Below are 17492 nucleotides of genomic sequence, written 5' to 3'. Positions count from 1 at the left end.
CGTCACCCCGGACTTGATCCGGGGTCCCGCTTGTTTCCGCCGGAAGGAAGAAGCGGGATTCCGGAGCAAGTCCGGGATGACGGAATGAGGCAAGTGACCGGTGCAGACGCACCCTAATCCGCGAACAGCCACGCCCGCGCTTCCTCGACATTCTCGAACAATGCGCAGCGTTCGTCGGCGATCCGCTTCGTCTGCATACGGTGCAGCGCGCCCGAAAAGACCAGCGCGATCCGCTTCGAAGGAGAGTCCGGGCGCACCATCTTCGCAAACTCGGCAGCGACGGTCTGTGGCACGACGTTCTTGCGCTTCATGTCGATCAACGTGCGCAAATGACCGTGCCGCGTCCCCTCGGCCACCATCCGTCGCAGCGTCGCCCCGACCTCCGCGCCAAAGCGCGCGGTAATCTCCGCATCCCAGTCGCCGGTCAGCGTCAACTCTAGGAATTCTCCCGGCGCGTCGGCTTCGATATGGAAAGTGGGTGGTGCCATCCCGCCCCATTACACGATGGTGCTTTCGTAATAGTTTCCAGAACAAATAGGATAATTAATCCATGATCCTGCGCAGCGATGAGGCCGTCGACGTCGAGGTGCCGGGAAGCGGGACAATGCGGACGCACCTCTTCCGTCCCGTCGCCGACGGGCGCTTCCCGGGGGTGCTGCTCTATTCTGAAATCTATCAGGTCACCGCCCCGATCCGGCGGCTGGCGGCGATGCTGGCGGGCAACGGCTATGTCGTCGCCGTGCCGGAGGTTTATCACGAATATGAGCCGGCCGGCACCAAGCTCGCCTATGACGCGGCCGGCACGGAGCGCGGCAATGCGCTGAAATTCGCCAAGCCGGTCGCGGCCTTCGATGCGGACGCCAGCGCCGCGATCGGCGCGCTGGCGGCGCATCCGGCCTGCACGGGCAAGCTGGCGACGTTCGGCGTGTGTCTGGGCGGGCATCTCGCCTGCCGCGCTGCGCTCGATCCGCGCGTGGCCGCCGCGGCGTGCTTCTATCCGACCGACATCCATTCCGGGACGCTCGGCGAGGGCCGCAGCGACGATACGTTGGCGCGGCTCGCAGAGTTGCAGGCCGAGCTGATGCTGGTCTGGGGCCGGCAGGACCCGCATGTGCCGCTGGACGGCCGCGCCGCGATCCGTGCCCGGCTGGAGGCGGTCGGCGCGTCGTACGAATGGCACGAATGGAACGCACAACACGCCTTCCTCCGCGACGAAGGCCCGCGCTACGACCCCGCGCTGTTCCTGCAGGCGATGATGCAGACGCTCGCCTTCTTCCGCCGCACGATCGGCTGAGCGCCTCGTCATTGCGAGCGGAGCGAAGCAATCCAGGGCCGGATCAGGACGCCCTGGATTGCCGCGCTACGCTCGCAATGACGAATGAAGGTCGCGCAGCTTGTCGCTACCGCGCCAACCACCCGCCATCGACCGCCAGCACATGCCCCTGCACATAGGCGGCAGCGTCCGACGCGAGGAACACCGCCGCGCCGCCCAGATCGGCTGGCGCGCCCCAGCGCCCAGCGGGAATTCGGTCCAGAATCGCCCGGTTACGCTCGGGATCAGCCTGCAACGCCGCGGTATTGCTGGTCGCGATATAGCCCGGGGCGATCGCATTCACCGTCACGCCGTGCTTCGCCCATTCGTTGGCGAGCAGCTTGGTCAGCCCGCCGACCCCGCTCTTCGCGGCGGTATAGCTCGGCACGCGGATGCCACCCTGAAAGGTCAGCATCGAGGCGATGTTGATGATCCGCCCGCCCCCGGCGGCGATCATGTGCCGCCCGGCGGCTTGGCTGAGGAAGAACACCGACTTTAGATTGGTGTCGATCACCGCATCCCAGTCCTCCTCGCTGAAGTCGACCGCATCCGCACGCCGGATGATCCCGGCATTGTTGACGAGGATGTCGAGCCGCCCGAACGCGTCGAGCGTCTCGGCGACCACGCGCGCGACCGGCTCGATCGTGGACAAATCGGCGTGGATCAGCGCCGCGCGCCGTCCCAGCGCGCGGATCTGCGCCGCCGTCTCCTCCGCCGCGGTGCGCCCGACGCAGGCGACATCCGCCCCCGCCTGCGCCAGCGCGACCGCGATCGCCTGTCCGATCCCGGTGTTCGCGCCGGTGACGATCGCGGCGCGGCCGGTCAGGTCGAACGGATGGTTCAGCGCAGCTGGCATATGTCGCACACGTCCATGTCGTTATAATCCTGGTTCTCGCCCGCCATCGCCCAGATGAAGGTATAGTTGCTGGTCCCCGCCCCCATGTGCACTGACCACGGCGGGCTGATGACGACCTCTTCATTGTCGACGACGATATGCCGCAGATCGTCGGGCCGCCCCATGTAATGGAAGACGCGATTGTCGTCCTCGAGATCGAAATAGAGATAGATCTCGCTGCGCCGCTCATGGACGTGCGGCGGCATCGTGTTCCACACCGATCCGGGCTTGAGCTGCGTCAGCCCAAGGCATAGCGACGCGCTGGCGCACAGATGCGGCAGCACCAGTTGGTAGATGGTGCGGTCATTCGACGTCTCCAGACTGCCGCGCTGCATCGGATTGGCGTCGGCCAGCGTCACCTTGCGCAGCGGGAACGGCGCATGCGCGGGCACGCTGAGCAGATAGAAACGCGCACCCTCGCCCGCGAACGTCACTTCCGCCGACCCCATCGGCACGTAGAGCGCCTCATAACGCGCCAGCTCGAACACCTGCCCATCGACGGTCACGCTACCGGTGCCGCGCCCGATGTTGACCACGCCCAGCTCGCGCCGTTCGAGCAAGGGATGCCCCGCCGCGCTTTCCGGCTCGCTGTGCGTCGGCAACGCCAACGGCGTCGCCCCCGGCACCGCTCCGCCGATGATGAACCGCTCGCCATGCGAATAGGTCAGCACGATCTCGCCGTCGCGGAACAGCCCGCCGACCAGATAGCGGTCGCGCAGCGCCTCGTTGGAGGCGCCTTCCATCATGTCGGGATGCGTGGCGTAATAGGTCTTGGCGTACACGTCGGTGCTCCTGTTCAACGGGCGCGGTCGAGCTGCGCGATCTGCGTCGCCGCCAGCAGGAACGCGCCCACGCCGTAATATTGCGTCTCTTGCGCCGCGACCTTGTCTGGCCGGTCGCTGACCTGCTGCACCCAGCCGAGCCGCCCATCGGGCTGGATGGAACGCTCCAGCGCCGCCCAGCCGCGCTTGGCGACCGGCGCGTAGTCCGCGCGCGGCAGCACCCCCGCGTTGACGCCCCATGCCATGCCGTAAGTGAAGAAACCCGTGCCGCTCGATTCCGGCGGCGATCCTTCGGGGGCGAGCAGCGACGGCGCCCAATAGCCGTCGGGCTTCTGCAACGTCTTCAGCTTCGCCGCCATCTTGCGGAACAGCGCCTCCATCCGCACGCGATCGGGGCTGTTCTTGGGCAGCAGCGGGATGATCCGCGCCATCCCCGCGAATACCCAGCCGTTGCCGCGCGCCCAGAATTGTTTGCGGCGCTGCGCATCGCGGCGCTCGAAGAATCGGCTGTCGCGGTAATAGAGCTGCTCCACCGGATCCAGCAGGAAGTCGGTCGTCGCCCAGAACTCCCGCAGCGCGAACTCACGATATTTCGGATCGCCGGTCTGGCGGCTGAGTTCGACCAGCGCGGGCGGCGCCATGAACAAGGCGTCGCACCAGCACCAGCGCGTCAGGCACTCGGTCGCGCCATAGCCCTCCGGCGGCACCGCAAAGGCGAGCGTCGTCACCGCCGGCTTGTCGACCACCCGGTCGAACGTCGCCTTGGCGCTGGCGAGCGCCTGCGGTGGCCCGCCATGCGCGGCCGCCCAGAGATAGCTTTGCACGATCGTATGATCGTCCGCGAAATAGGGCTTCTCGCCCGGCCGCCAGCCGTTCGCGCGCCCCATCGCCATGATCGCGTCCTTGATGCGCGGCGGCGCGCCGGCATCGGCGAGCGCGGTCATCCCGACCCAGAACACCGCCGGCTCCCACGCCCGCATGTCGCCGCTGCGCGGGTTCACGTCCATATGCGCCAGCTGCCAGTCGGCCAGCTTCACCGCCTGCGCGATCGGTCCCTGTTGCTGTGCCGCGGCGGGCGCAGCCACCGCCACGATGCTGGCGGCTAGGGCAAGGTGTCGAAAGATCATGCGGCACTCTCCATGGACGCGAAACGGGCCGGGGCAAGCCGGGGACTGATGACGTGCAGCGACAGCAATGCCAGCAGATAGGCACCCCCCGCCACCGCGAAGATCGGCGCATAGCTGCCCGATATGCCAAGGACGTGACCGACGAACTTGGCGATCAGCATCCCGCCGATCGCCCCCGCCGTCCCGCCGATCCCCACGACCGAGCCGACCGCCGCGCGCGGGAACAGGTCGGACGGCAGCGTCAGCAGATTGGCGGAAAACGCCTGATGCGCGGCGGTCGCCAATCCGATCAGCGCGACCGCGAGCCACAGGCTGTCGACATATTGAACGGTAACGATCGGCAGCACCGCGATCGCGCAGCCCAGCATCGTCGCCTTGCGGGCGGCGTTGGCTGACCAGCCGCGCCGCAACAGCCGCGACGAGGTCCAGCCGCCCAGCACGCTCCCCGCGTCCGACAGCAGATAGATCGCCACCAGCGGCGGCCCGAACGACTTGAGGTCCAGCCCGTAGCGCTTGCCGAGGAAATCGGGCAGCCAGAACAGGAACATCCACCAGATCGGGTCGGTCAGGAACTTCGGCACCGCATAGGCCCAGGTCTCGCGATAGGCGAACAGCCGCAGCCACGGCACGCGCTGCACCGCCGGCGCAGGATCGCAGCGGATCAGCGCCAGCTCGCCCGGCGTGACGCGCGGATGATCCTCCGGCCGACGATAGATCGCGACCCACGCGATCAGCCACAGCACACTGAACGCGCCGGTCGCGATGAACGCCATCCGCCAGCCGTAAGCGAGCGTGATCGCTGGCACGAGCAACGGCGTCGCGATCGCCCCGACATTCGCCCCGGCGTTGAACAGCCCGACCGCGAACGCGCGCTCGCGCTGCGGAAACCATTCGGTCACCGCCTTCAGCCCGGACGGGAAATTGCCCGCCTCGCCCAGCCCGAGCGCGAACCGCGCAGCGCCGAATTGCGCGACGCTGCTCACCAGCCCGTGCGCGACATGCGCCAGCGTCCAGAAGGAGAAAGCGAGCGCATAGCCGAGCCGCGCGCCGAACCGGTCGATCAATCGCCCCATCATCAGGAACCCGGCGGCATAGGCGGCCTGGAACCAGAAGACGATGTCGGCATATTGCGCCTCGCTCCACCCCAGATCCTTCTGGAGCACCGGCTTGAGCACGCCGATCATCTGCCGGTCGATATAGTTGATCGCGGTCGCCGCGAACAGCAACGCGCAGATCGTCCAGCGATAGCGCCCGGTCGGCGGCGCGGCGGCGATGTCCGGCATGGCGGTGGCGCTCCGGGAAGGAAGGGCGCGCGACACCGCCGCGGGCCCAGGTGGGGAAGGCTTAGAACTTGCCGCGGATGCCGAAGGCGATCGTCGTGCCGTTGTAGAAGGAATTGTCGCGGCGCGACGAACCGTTGCCCTTCGGCTGATCCGGGTTTTCGTAATAGGTATAGAGGTTGGTGTTGGTGATGTTCAGCGCATCGACACGCAGCTCGAAATTGTCGTTCAGGCGATAGCTGACGGTCGCATCGAGGAAGCCCTGCGGCGCGGTATAGGCGATCTGGTCGTTCCCGCTGTTGGTCGAGCTGAACGCCGCACGCGCACGATAATTCCACGACCCGCGGATGGCGAACGGCCCCTTTTCGTAGAAGGCGGTCGCGCTGTACGAGTAATCCGGCACCCCGCCGATGCTGACGCGCGTGCCCTTCGACGTGACGAAATCGTTGCCGTCGCGCCAAACCTTGGTGAAGCTGCCGAGCACACCAAGTCCATCGAACGGTGCAGGCAAGAAAGTCAGGTTCTGCTGATAGGCGATCTCCAGCCCCTTCAGCCCCAGCGTGCCGATATTCTGCACCGTCGTGACGGTAAACGGCTGGTCGGGCGCGATCGTGCCCGTGTCGCTGCCCGTGATCGAACGCCGGTCGAACAGATCCTGCGACAATTGCAGGGTGCTGAACGGCACACCATAGATCGTCACCGACTGCGGCGTGTCGCGCAGCGACTTCTTGAAGGCGCCGATGCTCAGCACCGATGCCGGCTGGAAATACCATTCCGCGCTGAAGTCATATTGCGTCGCCACCTGCGGGCGCAGGTTGGGGTTGCCGACCGTCACGTCGGGGTTGAAGCGGTTGGGGATTGCGATTCCGCTCGCGATATCGACCAGCGCCGACCGGGTGATCGTCTTGCCCGCCGAGCCGCGCACCAGCACCTTGGGCGTGATGTCCCAGGCCAGGCTGAGCGACGGCAGCCAGTTGTCGTACCCGCCGCGGCGTTGCCGTGGGCCGAACGCCCCGCCCCCGGTCGGCGCGTAATTGTCGATGATCGTCTCGGTCTTGGCGTAGCGCATCCCGAAATTGCCACGCAGATCGCCCTGACCTAGCGGCAGCTTCATGTTCGTCTCGACGAACGCCGCCTTCACCCGCTCCTCGGCGCGGAACTTGGAATTGAGCTGCACCGGTGCCGCCGCGTTCGCCCCATTGGCATCGAGATAGTCCATCACGAACGCCCGCGGAAAGGTCGCGAATTGCGACGGATAGCCAGCGTTACCACCATCGCGGGTCGCGCCGTAGGGCAGGAACGGCACCATGTGCGAGAAGACGTCGATCGTCGCGAACGTGCCGCCGCCCGGCAGCGTCCGCGTGCGCGCGATCGAGGTGCCGTCACGCCGCTCGATCTCCTTGACGCTCGAGATATAGCTCGCGCCGACGAGCGCCGACCATTCTGCGCCCGCGAACTCGCCGGCATCCCATGTCGCGACCAATCGCCCGCTCTTCTGCTGATCCAGCTCGCGCGCCGAGCCGAAGCCGAGGCTGGGATCGGTGAAGTTGCGCGGGTTAGTGAACGACACCGGCGAGCTGATCGTCGGGTAGCTGACGTTCACGGTCGGGTCGAAGGTGGTACGGATCGAATAGATGTTCGACACCACGCGATTGCCGGACGAAAAGGCCTCGCTCTTGTTGATATTGCCCTGCGCCGAGATTTTCAGCGTGTCGGTCGGGCTCCATACCGCGCGCGCGATCCCGTAGCGGAATTCCGTCTCGGCATTGCGATAGAAGCTCTCTGTCAGCAGCGAGCTGTTGTCGAACGTACCATACAAGTTATTATACTTGTCGATCTTCACGTCGACCGGGATCAGACCCGAATTGGTGCCGCGCCCCGGCAGGCTGGTCGTCGGGCGCGTGGTGCGGGTGTTGCGTACCGGCACGCCGAAGGTGAATTCATCATTTACGTCGGTCACGCGCGAATAGATGCCGTCGACACTCGCCTCGAACCGGTCGCTCTTATATTGCAGCGACCCGACGAAACCCAGCCGCTCGCGCTGGTTGCTCGACGTGAATACGCGGTAGAAGCGCGGCAGATAGGCGCCCGCGATCTGATCGCGCGTCAGGCCGCTGAAGTTGGCCGCCGGATTGTCGAGATCGAGCGCGAACGGCGTGAACGGCCCGCGATTGTCGGGCTGCCCGGCGGTCGGCGCCGGTCGCGTGGCGAGCGTCGTCGAGTTGTAGCCGCCGGTCGACTGGAATCCCGATCGCTCGTTGACGTTCTGCGCATAGGCGACACCGAACAGCGCGCCGAAATTGCCGACGGTATCGCTGACCAGCAGCGACGCGCGCGGGCGGATCTGCCCCGAACCGGTGTTGTAGTTCTGCGCGAGATTGTAGCGGACCACGCGCCCCTTGCTGTCGAACGGTCGCGGCGTCTGCAGATCGACGTTGCCCGAAATGCCGCCTTCCTCAAGGTTGGCGAGCGGGCTCTTGTAGATGTCGACGCGTCCGAACAGCTCGGAGGGGAAGACGTCGAAGTTGAACGTCCGCGACGAATTGCCGACGCCGCCGGTCGAAGTGGTGCGCACCGGTGCGCCGTTGATCGTCGTCACCGAGAAGGACGGGCCGAGCCCGCGGATGCTGATCTGCTGGCCCTCGTTCGACGCGCCGTCGCGCGACAGGAAGATGCCGGGAATACGTTGCAGCGATTCCGCGACATTCGCCTCGGGGAACTTGCCGATGTCCTCGGCGACGATGGAATCGCGGACACCGATCGCTTCACGCTTCAGCTCAAGCCCTTCGGCAAGGCTGCGGCGGAACCCGGTGACGACGATGTCCTCACTCGTCGCGTCCGCTGGCGCCTGCGGGTCGCTGGCGGGGGCGGCAGCAGATGCAGCCGGTTCAGTTTGCGCTGCGGCGGGAGCCGCCACCAGCGCCAATGCGATGGCGTGCGCCGACGCCATGCCGATGAACAACGACCTGCCCACGATAACCCCTCCTGCTACACCGCTGATCGCGGCTTATGAATCGGGTTATCATACAACTTTCGGATCGCGTCAATCCGCTTGCATCATCCGTCGCGCGACAGTGCCGCCGCCTCGCTCAACTCCGTATGGCGGCTGAGGCTTTCCTGCATGTGATGCCGCGCCGCATCGCGCGCGCCGGCCGGATTCATGCGCACGATCGCGTCGACGATCGCCTCATGCTCGGCACGCACCTTCTCGACATAGGCGCGCTGCGCCTCGGGCGGCTGGTCGCGCAGATACAGGTTGCGCGGCGGGACCAGCCGCACGCCAAGAAAGTCGATCAGCTTGACGAACGTCTCGTTCTGCGTGGCGCGCGCGATCGCGGTGTGGAAGCGCGTGTCCGCCGCTGCGGAGGCGACCGGATCGTCGGCGACCGCCGCCATGTCGCGCAGCGCCGCGCGCATCGCCGAGATGTCGGTCAAAGTCCGCCGCGCCGCCGCGAACGCGGCCATCTCCGCCTCGACCGACAGCCGCACCTCGAGCAAGCGGATCACGTCCGCCAGTTCGCTCATGTCCTGCCGGGTGATCTGGAACGCCTGGTAGCGTGCGTCGTCGGACACGAACACGCCCGACCCCTGCCGCGCGACGGCGATGCCTTGCGCCTCCAGCCGCGCGACCGCCTCGCGCACCACGGTCCGGCTGACCTTTTCGTCCTCGGCGATCGCCTTCTGCGTCGGCAGTCGCGCACCGGGCGGCATCTCGCCCGAGCGGATCCGCGCCTCCAGTTTGACGTACAGGGCATCGGCAAGCGACATGTTCTTGGTCATTTCCGCTCTATATCAACGTCGTTGGCTCGGCCCCATGGAAAAAGCGCCAGCTTGGCAAAATAGATATGATGTCTTAGGTTATCCTACAACATTGCTGATGGAGAGGTGAGCATGAGGATCGCACGGCGGTTGCGCGCGACGGCAACGCTGGGGCTGCTGGCCGGCTCGCCGGCGTTCGCGCAACAGGCGTCTCCGCCTCCGCTGCCGGTCGTCTCGCCGCTGCCCCCGCCCGCGGACCGCACACCGCGCGCGGTCGCGTTGCTCGCCGACTATCGCTACGACGATCTCCTCTGGGAGAACGACCGCACCGCGCATCGCATCTACGGCCATGCGCTGGAGGCCGCCGAGCCGCCGTCGGGCTCGGGGATCGACAGCTGGGGCAAGAACGTCCGCTGGCCGTTCGCCGATCGCCAGCTGCGCACCGGCGACCAGCACGCCTATCATGGCGAGGGCATCGACTTCTACAATGTCGGGACGACGCGCGGTGCCGGCGGGCTGGGCATCTGGCACGACAACAAATTGTGGACCTCGCGCAACTTCGTTCGCCACCGCATCCTCGCCAGCGGCGGCGACCGCGCCGACTTCTCGGTCGATTACGCGCCCTGGCCGGTCGACGTCGGGCGGAAGGTGTGGGAGACGCGGCGCTTCACGCTGCCGCTCGGCACGCATTTCACGCGCATGGTCTCGACCATCTCCTCCGACCGTCCCGAGCCGCTGCTGGTCGGCATCGGCATCGGCAAGCGCACCACCGGACAGGGCGCGGGCGAGCTGACCGTCGATCGCGCGCGCGGGCTGCTGTCATGGTGGGGGCCGGACGATCCCGGCCACGGCCGGATCGCGATCGCGATCCGCGTCGACCCGCGGATGATCGCCGAGGTGCGCGCCGACGCCGACAACCAGCTGGTGCTGCTGCGCGTCACCCCCGGCACGCCGTTCGTCTATTATTCGGGCTCGGCATGGAGCCACGGCGAGGGCGACTTCCGCACGCGCGCGCAATGGGACGATTATGCCAAGGGCGCGGCGCTCGATTTCACCATACCGAAGGCGGGGCAATGACGATGCAAGTGGATCGACGCGCGGTGCTGGCGGGCGGACTGGCCGCGTCCAGTCTGGTGACGACGGTCGCCGATGCGCAGACGCAGCCCGCCGCGCCCCCGCTCCCCGATGGCGCGACCGACCGCGCCGATGCACTCGCGCTGCTGCGACGAATAGCGGAGCCGGTGCTGGGCCGGATGGCGCGCGGCCGGCTCCATGCCGAATGGACGCCCGAACTCAGCCCGACCTGGGACGGTCGCAACCCGGGCGTCGCCTATCTGGAGGCGTTCGGGCGGTTGATCGACGGGATCGCGCCATGGCTCGCGCTCCCCGATGACACCAGCACCGAGGGCCGGCTGCGCGCCCGGCTGCGTGCGCAGGCGCTGGAGAGCTACACCCACGCGGTCGACCCGAAGAGCCCCGACTATCTGCTGTGGCGCGGCCATGGACAGGCGCTGGTCGATTCGGCGTATTTCACCAGCGCCTTGCTGCGCGCGCCCGACGCGCTGTGGAAGCCGCTCGACGCGAAGACCAAGGCGCGGATCGTCGAGGAGATCAAGGGCCTGCGCCGCATCTCCCCGCCCTATCAGAACTGGCTGCTGTTCGCGGCGATGAACGAGGCGTTCCTGTTCGCGATCGGCGAGGACTGGGACCCGATGCGCGTCGACCTCACCGTCAAGAAGATGCTCGAATGGTATGTCGGCGACGGCTGGTACGGCGACGGCGAACGCTTCCACTACGACTATTACAACAGCTACGTCATCCACCCCATGCTGGTGCAGATCCTCGCCACGCTGGCGGCGGGCAAGCCCAGCTTCAACAACCTCCGCCCCGCCGAGGAACTGGCGCGCGCGGTGAAGCGCGAGCAGCGCTATGCCGAGCATCTCGAACGGATGATCGCCCCCGACGGCAGCTATGCCGCGATCGGCCGTTCGCTCACCTATCGCACCGCGGTGCATCAGCCGCTCGGGCATCTGGCGTGGCGCGGGCAATTGCCCGACACCTTGCCGCCGGGTCAGGTGCGTGCGGCGACGATGGCGGCGCAACGGCGCGTGTTCGCCGATCCCAGCAATTTCAACGCCGATGGCTTTCTGACGATCGGCTTCGCGCGGCACCAGCCGACGCTGGGCGACATCTATTCCAACGCCGGGAGCATGTATATCGCCTCCGAAAGCCTGATCGCGCTCGGCCTGCCCGCCGATCACGCCTATTGGACCGCCCCGCCACAGCCGTGGACGATGCGCCGCGCCTTCGCCGGACAGGATTTCCGCAAGGACTATGCGGTCAATTACTGAGCGACGGCTAGCCTACCCCTTCGTCGTCGCCCCGGCCTTGAGCCGGGGCCCCGCTTCTTCGCCGCGCCCGCGGAAAAAGCGGGATCCCGGATCAGGCCTGTCCTGAGCGCGCCGAAGGGTCCGGGATGACGTGAAAAGGGATGGGACCTCGAGCCTAATCCCCCGCGGCCGTCACCACCGGCCGCGTTTCGCCGTCCAGTTCGGTCAGTTCGCGCTCGACCGCGATCGTGTCGCCCATGTCGCGCATCGCATACAGCTTGCCGCGCGCGTTCTCGAACGGGCGGTGCAGCACCATCGTCAGCTTGCCCTCGAAGGTGCGGAACAGCATCCCGTGTCCGCTGTCGCCGCGCACCAGCGGCGGCAATTGCTCCCACGGTCCGGTAACCTCGCCGCTCTTCGACCGCGCCAGCGACTGGACGTAGCCGCGCCGGTCGTAGCTCGACCATAACATCAGCAACGTGCCGGTGCGCGTACGGAACAGCTCTGGCCCGTCGGTGACGTTGCCACCCGCGGCGTCGGCGGGATAGGCGCGCTTGACCCACGGTGCGTCCGACGCATGGAACAGCAGGCGCGGCGGTCCGGCGGCGACGAGCCGGTCGTCGAGCGGCACCGCCTCGATCGTCCCGTCGCCGATCTGGACCCATTCGTGTGCATAGACCATCCACGGCTTGCCCGCGCGATCGACGTACAGCGACCCGTCGAGCGTCATCCGCCCCGAATCGACCACCGGCGCGCCGTCACGCTCCAGCCGGAACGGCCCGCCCAGCGAGGCCGCCGATGCGATCAGCGTCGAACGCCGGATCGGCCGTCGCGCCCCCTCCGCGGGCAGCTTCAGCGCATCATTGTAGAAGGTGGAAAACAGATACCAGCGTCCCTTCCACCGGTGCACCTCCGGAGCCCAGGCACCGTCGTTCGCCCAGCTCCCCTCGGGCAGCGTGAAGACCACCACCGGCCGCTGCCAATGCTTCAGGTCGCGGCTGCGATAGGCCATGATGCCCAGCCGCCGGTCGCCGGTCAGTTGCTTCTCGTTACGGGTGAACAGCCAATAGGTGCGGGTGGCGCGATCGGCCACGATCCACGGATCGTGCAACGGCATGTCCGGCAACAGCAGCAGTGCGGGCGGCGTTCGCGGTGCGGCGGCGGTGGTCAGCAGCATCGCAACCAACGCCAGCACGACCAGCACGCCAGCACGCAGACCCGCTGGCCACGGTGATACGATCCGACCCGTCATGCGCCGACCCTTCTTCTTCGCTAGCGCTCGCGCGCGGGATTGCCGGCCACCGTCGCTCCGGGGCGCACGTCCCGCGTCACCACGCTGCCTGCCCCAACGATCGCATCGTCACCGATAGTCACGCCGGGCAGGATCAGCGCGCCGCCGCCGATCCACACGTTGCGCCCGATGGCGATCGGACGCCCCCATTCGGCTCCGGTCGCGCGGGCTTCGGGATCGCGCGGGTGATCCGCGGTCAGGATCTGCACCCCCGGCCCGATCTGGGTCGCCGCGCCGATCGTCACCGCCACGACGTCCAGGATGATGCAGCCGTAATTGAGGAACACGCCGTCCCCCAATCGGATGTTATAGCCATAATCGCAGTGGAAGGGCGGCCGGATCACCGCCCCCTCGCCCACCGCCGCCAACCGCTCGCGCAGGATCGCGCGTCGCTCCGCGGCAGGAAGCGCCGCGGCGGCATTGTACCGCGCCATCCAGGCGAGCGCCGCCTGATGGTCCGCGATCAGCTCGGCATCGCCCGCATGATAGGGTTCGCCGGCCAGCATCTTCTGCTTTTCGCTCCGCAGGGTCATCGCTTGCTCACTCCCGCGCCGTCAGCGGCACCGACGATCGTCCGGCCGCCCGCCCCGCAGCCTCGCCGTGCCGGGTCGCGTGAAGATGCCGAAGGATCAACGCCAGGTCCGCTTCGGTCAACCCGGAGGCGGGATCGATCGTCACCCCGGCCGGCAAGGGTTCGACCCAGGCGGCGAGGCGGTTGCACGCGGCGCCGAGCGCAGGGTCGGCGGAGTCGTCGAAAGCGGCCATACGCGCGCTTATGCCGCTGTGGAGAGGTTTGACCAGCCCCGGCCCGCCGCCCGCGTCACCGCAGCGTCAACTCGACCACTTGATCCCAGCTTTCGCCGAGTTGCGGCAGCCCGGATAGTTCGGTGTTCGCGCCACGTCGCGCCACGGCCACCCGCGCACCGCCGTCCAGCAGCCGTGCCGAGGCGACCGCGGCCTTCAGCGGCAATACGACCCGCCCGTCATGGGCGCGCAACAGGTGCACGTACACCGTCTTGCCCTTCTGCGTGGTGACGCCCCAGTCGCCCGGCGACACCGGCCCGCCCCGCGTGCCGTAGATGCTGGCGCCGTTCACCTTCAGCCACGCGCCGATCGTGTGGAAGGTCGCAAGATTTTCCGGCTGGATTTCGCCATTCGGCATCGGCCCGGTGTTGAGCAGGAAATTGGCGTTCCGCCCCGCCGCGCCGACCAACGTCTGCACCAGTGTCTTGGGCGACTTGTACTGGTCGTCGGTCAGGTTGAAGCCCCAGCTACCGTTCATCGTCTCGGCGGTTTCCAGCGGCAGCGCACCGACCGTCGCGGTGCCGCTGAAGCCGGTCTTGTTCTCGCCGGGCAGATCGCGCTCGAACGTCTGGTAATCCTCGCCCGCGAACGGCGCGTGATGGTGGTTGTTGACGATCAGCGCACCGGGCTGAAGCTGGTGGATCAGCTTGTAGGTACGCTCCAGCCGCCAGCGATCGCGCAGCGGCGACTTCTCCTGATCCCACCATCCGTCGAACCAGATGCCGCCGATCGGCCCATATTGCGTCAGCAACTCCCGCAACTGCGCATCCTGATAGTCCAGATACTTGTCCCAATCCCCCGCTTCCGGACGCCCCGCAGACTGGCCGGTCTGCCCACGTGGGAAATAGTCGGGATTGTGCCAGTCGAGCTGCGAATAATAGAAGAACAGTTTCATACCCTGCCGCCGGCACGCCGCCGCCAGTTCGCCGATCGGGTCACGCTTGAACGGCGTCGCCTTCACGACATTGTACGGCGACACCTTGCTGTCGAACATCGCGAAACCGTCGTGATGCTTGCTGGTGATGACGATATAGCGCGCGCCGGCGTCCTTGAACGAACGGACCCAGGCGTCGGCATCGAACTGCTGCGGATTGAAGAATTTGGCGAGCCGCTCATATTTCGCCGCCGGGATCTTGTTGTTCTGCATGATCCATTCGGCACCGCTCGACGATCCGGTACCGCCCAGCTCGCTGTACAGGCCCCAATGCAGGAAGATCCCGAACTTGGCGTCCTGAAACCATTTCCGCGCGGCGAGATTTTCCGGTGCGGGGGTGTAGGTGTCGGCGGATTGCGCGGCTGCGGGCGGCACGGCGAGCGTCGCCGCGATCGCCAAGCCAAGTCCCTGCCGCAAGCCCTGCCGCAAGCGATGCCGTGCGCTGACCATCTTCTTCTCTCGCTAGGTTCTTGAAGCAGGATGACGAGGAACCACCTTCCTGTCACCCTCCCCGTCGCCCCGGACCTGATCCGGGGCCCCGCTTTTTCTGCAGACGGACCGTTCGAACAAGAAGCGGGTCCCGGATCGGGTCCGGGACGACGAACAACAGATGGCTGTCGTTATTGCTTCCCCCTGAAATACCCCCGCAGCCGCGCCGCTTCCTCCGGGGTGATCGCCATCACCGTGCCATGCTTCGGTGCGGTGAAGTTCGTCGTCTTCATCTTCGCACCCGGATCGTTGAACCGCCCGATGTTGCGGAATGTCTTGAAGTCAGTCGTCTCGGCGAACCCCATGTTGTTCGGCTTCGCCCCGAACACGTCGTACATCAGCACATAGGTGTCGGTGCCATGGCGCTTCCACAGGTTCGGCGCCTCCGCCGCGACCGTCTCGGGATCGATCTTTTGCGGATCGTAGACATAGCCGCCGTCGATCCGCCGCGACACCGCCTGGCGGATGCTGCCGGGCTGCTCATGCGCGACGTAGAACATGTGATAGCGATCGCCGATCTTGGTGATGTCGGCGTCGATCGTGTTCACCGCCGGGCGCGGATAGTGCAGGATCTGCTTCGGCTCGGTCGTCAGCGTCGTGAACGCCGGGTCGGCGAGCGACTGCACCATGAAGTTCGGTCCGTTGCCGATCCGCGTGGTGAAATAGACCATCATCCGCTTGCGCGCCGGGTTCCAGATCGTCTCCGGCGCCCAGGCGTTGCCCGCCTGCGCGAAGGCCGGGAACAGCGCGCTGACGTTCACCTTCGCCAGCGTCCAGTGCAGCAGGTCGTGGCTCTTCATCATGATAAGGTTGCGGTTGTTGCCCCAGCCATAGTCCTTCTCCGGCCGCTCCCAGTCGGTCGCGCGCAGCCCCTCGCGCTTGGCGAAGATGTGGAGGTCGGTCATCGACATGTAGAAGTCGCCGTCCGGCCCGCGCATGATATGCGGATCGCGGATGCCCTGCTGATCGGCGACCGCACGCCCCGACAGCACCGGCGCGCCATCATTGACGTCGGTGAAGGTGTAGCCGTCCGCCGAGGTCGCGAAATGCAGCGAGTGCGTCTCGTCCTTGAAATAGGCGAGCAGATAGGCCGATCGCGCCGCCGAAGGAGCCTTGGGCGCGCGATGGCTGTCGATCGTGCCCACGACGTCCAGTTGACGCGTTCCGGGCGCGCCATCCTGCGTCAGTGGGCGCGCCGACGAGGCCATCGTGCCGAGCGTCAGCACCAGGCTCGTCACTGCGATCAACACCTTCATATCGTCTCCTGTCGCCCGCCCCGGCTGCGCGGGGTCGTCGGTGTGGGCGTAAATACTCCGACAAGACCTCGCAAGCATTTCAATTTGTTTCGCACTTCCTCGCGACGGTGACGCCGGAAAGCTGGCCTTCTCCCCGGCAAAGATTTGCGGCCTCACGAAATCCTATCAATCTAGTGTGTATTCAATGCGAAGGGCGATGGGGGCGTTTGAGATGAGGGAATGGCGACGGTGACATGGACGAGCGCGGCCATGTCGCGGTTCGCGCGCCACCGCGCGCAGCGGGCCCATGCGCTGGTGGATCGCTCCACGATGGTCCAGGTGCCCGGCGGCACGTTCCAGATGGGGTCGGACCGTTTCTACCTGGAAGAAGCGCCGGTGCGGCGCGTCCGGGTCGACACCTTCTGGATCGACCACCATCCCGTCACCAATCGCCAGTTCGCAGCCTTCGTCGCCGCCACCGGCTATCGCACCGTGGCCGAGGTCCCGCCCGACCCGCGCGACTATCCCGGCATGGCCGCCGACATGGCGCATGCCGGGTCGTCGGTCTTCGCTCCGCCGGCACGGCTCACCGACCCGCGTGACCATCGCCAGTGGTGGCACTTCGTCTTCGGCGCCGACTGGCGACACCCGACCGGTCCCGACAGCGCGATCGACGGGCTTGAGGATCATCCCGTCGTCCATGTCGCGCATCAGGATGCCGCCGCCTACGCCGCCTGGGCGGGCAAGGCGCTGCCCACCGAGGCGGAGTGGGAATTTGCCGCGCGCGGCGGGCTGGACGGCGCGGATTACGCATGGGGCGACGAACTGGCACCGGACGGGACGATCCTCGCCAATTACTGGCACGGAACGTTCCCGCTGGTGAACGAGACACCGGATGAATGGCACCGGACGTCACCGGTCGGCACCTATCCCGCCAATGGCTACGGTCTTTACGACCTGATCGGCAACGTATGGGAGTGGACCGACGACTGGTACACCATTCCTGCGGCACCGGCGCGCACCTGTTGCGTCCCCGCCAACCCGCGCGGCGGCACCCGGGCCGACAGCGGCGGGCGCAAGGTGCTGAAAGGCGGCTCGCATCTGTGCGCCGACAATTACTGCCGCCGCTACCGCCCGGCCGCACGCCACGCCCAAACAACCGACACCGGCACCACGCACATCGGCTTCCGCTGCGTCTGGCGCCCCGCGTCGCCCACCATCGCCATCAGCCAAAAGGGGAAGAGAAAATGAGAC

16 protein-coding genes are annotated in these 17492 nt (G+C 66.9%); 4 read left to right on the top strand and 12 right to left on the bottom strand.

Annotation, left to right across the window (positions count from 1 at the left end):
• Positions 1 to 113: 113 nt before the first annotated feature.
• The gene (locus tag PGN16_RS17185) at positions 114 to 488 is read right to left on the bottom strand and encodes a hypothetical protein (RefSeq protein WP_335310591.1); all 375 of its coding nucleotides are present in this window, start codon (positions 486 to 488) and stop codon (positions 114 to 116) included.
• Between the two features lie 62 nt (positions 489 to 550).
• Here PGN16_RS17185 and PGN16_RS17180 point away from each other — a divergent pair, with 62 nt between their 5' ends.
• Positions 551 to 1294, top strand: a complete 744-nt coding sequence (locus tag PGN16_RS17180) for a dienelactone hydrolase family protein (RefSeq protein ID WP_335310590.1) — start codon at positions 551 to 553, stop codon at positions 1292 to 1294.
• 106 nt (positions 1295 to 1400) lie between these two features.
• Here the strand turns inward: PGN16_RS17180 and kduD are convergent, their stop codons facing one another.
• From kduD to PGN16_RS17150, 6 genes are all read right to left on the bottom strand, one after another.
• Positions 1401 to 2156, bottom strand: a complete 756-nt coding sequence (gene kduD / locus PGN16_RS17175; protein WP_335310979.1) for a 2-dehydro-3-deoxy-D-gluconate 5-dehydrogenase KduD — start codon at positions 2154 to 2156, stop codon at positions 1401 to 1403.
• Complete coding sequence (gene kduI, locus PGN16_RS17170; RefSeq protein WP_335310589.1) at positions 2153 to 2989, bottom strand: 5-dehydro-4-deoxy-D-glucuronate isomerase; 837 nt, start codon at positions 2987 to 2989, stop codon at positions 2153 to 2155. The genes kduD and kduI overlap by 4 nt, the downstream gene beginning before the upstream one ends.
• A 14-nt stretch (positions 2990 to 3003) precedes the next feature.
• A complete protein-coding gene (locus PGN16_RS17165; protein WP_335310588.1) occupies positions 3004 to 4116 on the bottom strand; it encodes a glycoside hydrolase family 88/105 protein in 1113 nt (370 codons plus the stop codon).
• A complete protein-coding gene (locus PGN16_RS17160) occupies positions 4113 to 5399 on the bottom strand; it encodes an MFS transporter (protein ID WP_335310587.1) in 1287 nt (428 codons plus the stop codon). The genes PGN16_RS17165 and PGN16_RS17160 overlap by 4 nt, the downstream gene beginning before the upstream one ends.
• A gap of 61 nt (positions 5400 to 5460) precedes the next feature.
• Complete coding sequence (locus PGN16_RS17155) at positions 5461 to 8370, bottom strand: TonB-dependent receptor (protein WP_335310586.1); 2910 nt, start codon at positions 8368 to 8370, stop codon at positions 5461 to 5463.
• An 83-nt stretch (positions 8371 to 8453) separates the two neighbouring features.
• Positions 8454 to 9176: a FadR/GntR family transcriptional regulator gene (locus PGN16_RS17150; RefSeq protein ID WP_335310585.1), complete on the bottom strand. Its 723-nt coding sequence runs from the start codon at positions 9174 to 9176 to the stop codon at positions 8454 to 8456.
• 111 nt (positions 9177 to 9287) lie between these two features.
• Between PGN16_RS17150 and PGN16_RS17145 the strand changes: the two genes are divergently transcribed.
• Positions 9288 to 10232, top strand: coding sequence for a DUF4861 family protein (locus PGN16_RS17145; RefSeq protein WP_335310584.1), 945 nt, complete (start codon positions 9288 to 9290; stop codon positions 10230 to 10232).
• Positions 10229 to 11506 (top strand): DUF2264 domain-containing protein, encoded by a 1278-nt coding sequence (locus PGN16_RS17140; protein ID WP_335310583.1) that lies wholly within the window; start codon positions 10229 to 10231, stop codon positions 11504 to 11506. The genes PGN16_RS17145 and PGN16_RS17140 overlap by 4 nt, the downstream gene beginning before the upstream one ends.
• A 154-nt stretch (positions 11507 to 11660) precedes the next feature.
• On the opposite strand, the gene PGN16_RS17135 is transcribed toward PGN16_RS17140, so the two are convergent.
• From PGN16_RS17135 to PGN16_RS17115, 5 genes are all read right to left on the bottom strand, one after another.
• Positions 11661 to 12737: a glycoside hydrolase family 43 protein gene (locus tag PGN16_RS17135; protein ID WP_335310582.1), complete on the bottom strand. Its 1077-nt coding sequence runs from the start codon at positions 12735 to 12737 to the stop codon at positions 11661 to 11663.
• A 20-nt stretch (positions 12738 to 12757) separates the two neighbouring features.
• Entirely contained in the window at positions 12758 to 13309 is a 552-nt protein-coding gene (locus tag PGN16_RS17130) for a sugar O-acetyltransferase (protein WP_335310581.1), read from the bottom strand.
• Between the two features lie 7 nt (positions 13310 to 13316).
• Positions 13317 to 13541 (bottom strand): hypothetical protein, encoded by a 225-nt coding sequence (locus tag PGN16_RS17125; protein ID WP_335310580.1) that lies wholly within the window; start codon positions 13539 to 13541, stop codon positions 13317 to 13319.
• 55 nt (positions 13542 to 13596) lie between these two features.
• Complete coding sequence (locus tag PGN16_RS17120) at positions 13597 to 14913, bottom strand: alpha-L-fucosidase (protein WP_335310579.1); 1317 nt, start codon at positions 14911 to 14913, stop codon at positions 13597 to 13599.
• A 221-nt stretch (positions 14914 to 15134) separates the two neighbouring features.
• Entirely contained in the window at positions 15135 to 16259 is a 1125-nt protein-coding gene (locus PGN16_RS17115) for a glycoside hydrolase family 43 protein (RefSeq protein WP_335310578.1), read from the bottom strand.
• Between the two features lie 309 nt (positions 16260 to 16568).
• Here PGN16_RS17115 and PGN16_RS17110 point away from each other — a divergent pair, with 309 nt between their 5' ends.
• Positions 16569 to 17489, top strand: coding sequence for a formylglycine-generating enzyme family protein (locus PGN16_RS17110; RefSeq protein ID WP_335310978.1), 921 nt, complete (start codon positions 16569 to 16571; stop codon positions 17487 to 17489).
• Positions 17490 to 17492: the final 3 nt, after the last annotated feature.

This window comes from Sphingomonas phyllosphaerae (assembly GCF_036946485.1).
Lineage (GTDB): Bacteria > Pseudomonadota > Alphaproteobacteria > Sphingomonadales > Sphingomonadaceae > Sphingomonas > Sphingomonas phyllosphaerae_E.
Note: the sequence above shows the minus strand (reverse complement) of the source record. Positions and strands in the feature narration are given on the sequence as shown.

Coding starts and splice junctions, on each gene's coding strand:
- PGN16_RS17185 (WP_335310591.1), bottom strand. CDS start 488: ATGGCACCACCCACTTTCCATATCGAAGCCGACGCGCCGGGAGAATTC.
- PGN16_RS17180 (WP_335310590.1), top strand. CDS start 551: ATGATCCTGCGCAGCGATGAGGCCGTCGACGTCGAGGTGCCGGGAAGC.
- PGN16_RS17165 (WP_335310588.1), bottom strand. CDS start 4,116: ATGATCTTTCGACACCTTGCCCTAGCCGCCAGCATCGTGGCGGTGGCT.
- PGN16_RS17160 (WP_335310587.1), bottom strand. CDS start 5,399: ATGCCGGACATCGCCGCCGCGCCGCCGACCGGGCGCTATCGCTGGACG.
- PGN16_RS17150 (WP_335310585.1), bottom strand. CDS start 9,176: ATGACCAAGAACATGTCGCTTGCCGATGCCCTGTACGTCAAACTGGAG.
- PGN16_RS17145 (WP_335310584.1), top strand. CDS start 9,288: ATGAGGATCGCACGGCGGTTGCGCGCGACGGCAACGCTGGGGCTGCTG.
- PGN16_RS17140 (WP_335310583.1), top strand. CDS start 10,229: ATGACGATGCAAGTGGATCGACGCGCGGTGCTGGCGGGCGGACTGGCC.
- PGN16_RS17135 (WP_335310582.1), bottom strand. CDS start 12,737: ATGACGGGTCGGATCGTATCACCGTGGCCAGCGGGTCTGCGTGCTGGC.
- PGN16_RS17130 (WP_335310581.1), bottom strand. CDS start 13,309: ATGACCCTGCGGAGCGAAAAGCAGAAGATGCTGGCCGGCGAACCCTAT.
- PGN16_RS17125 (WP_335310580.1), bottom strand. CDS start 13,541: ATGGCCGCTTTCGACGACTCCGCCGACCCTGCGCTCGGCGCCGCGTGC.
- PGN16_RS17115 (WP_335310578.1), bottom strand. CDS start 16,259: ATGAAGGTGTTGATCGCAGTGACGAGCCTGGTGCTGACGCTCGGCACG.
- PGN16_RS17110 (WP_335310978.1), top strand. CDS start 16,569: ATGGTCCAGGTGCCCGGCGGCACGTTCCAGATGGGGTCGGACCGTTTC.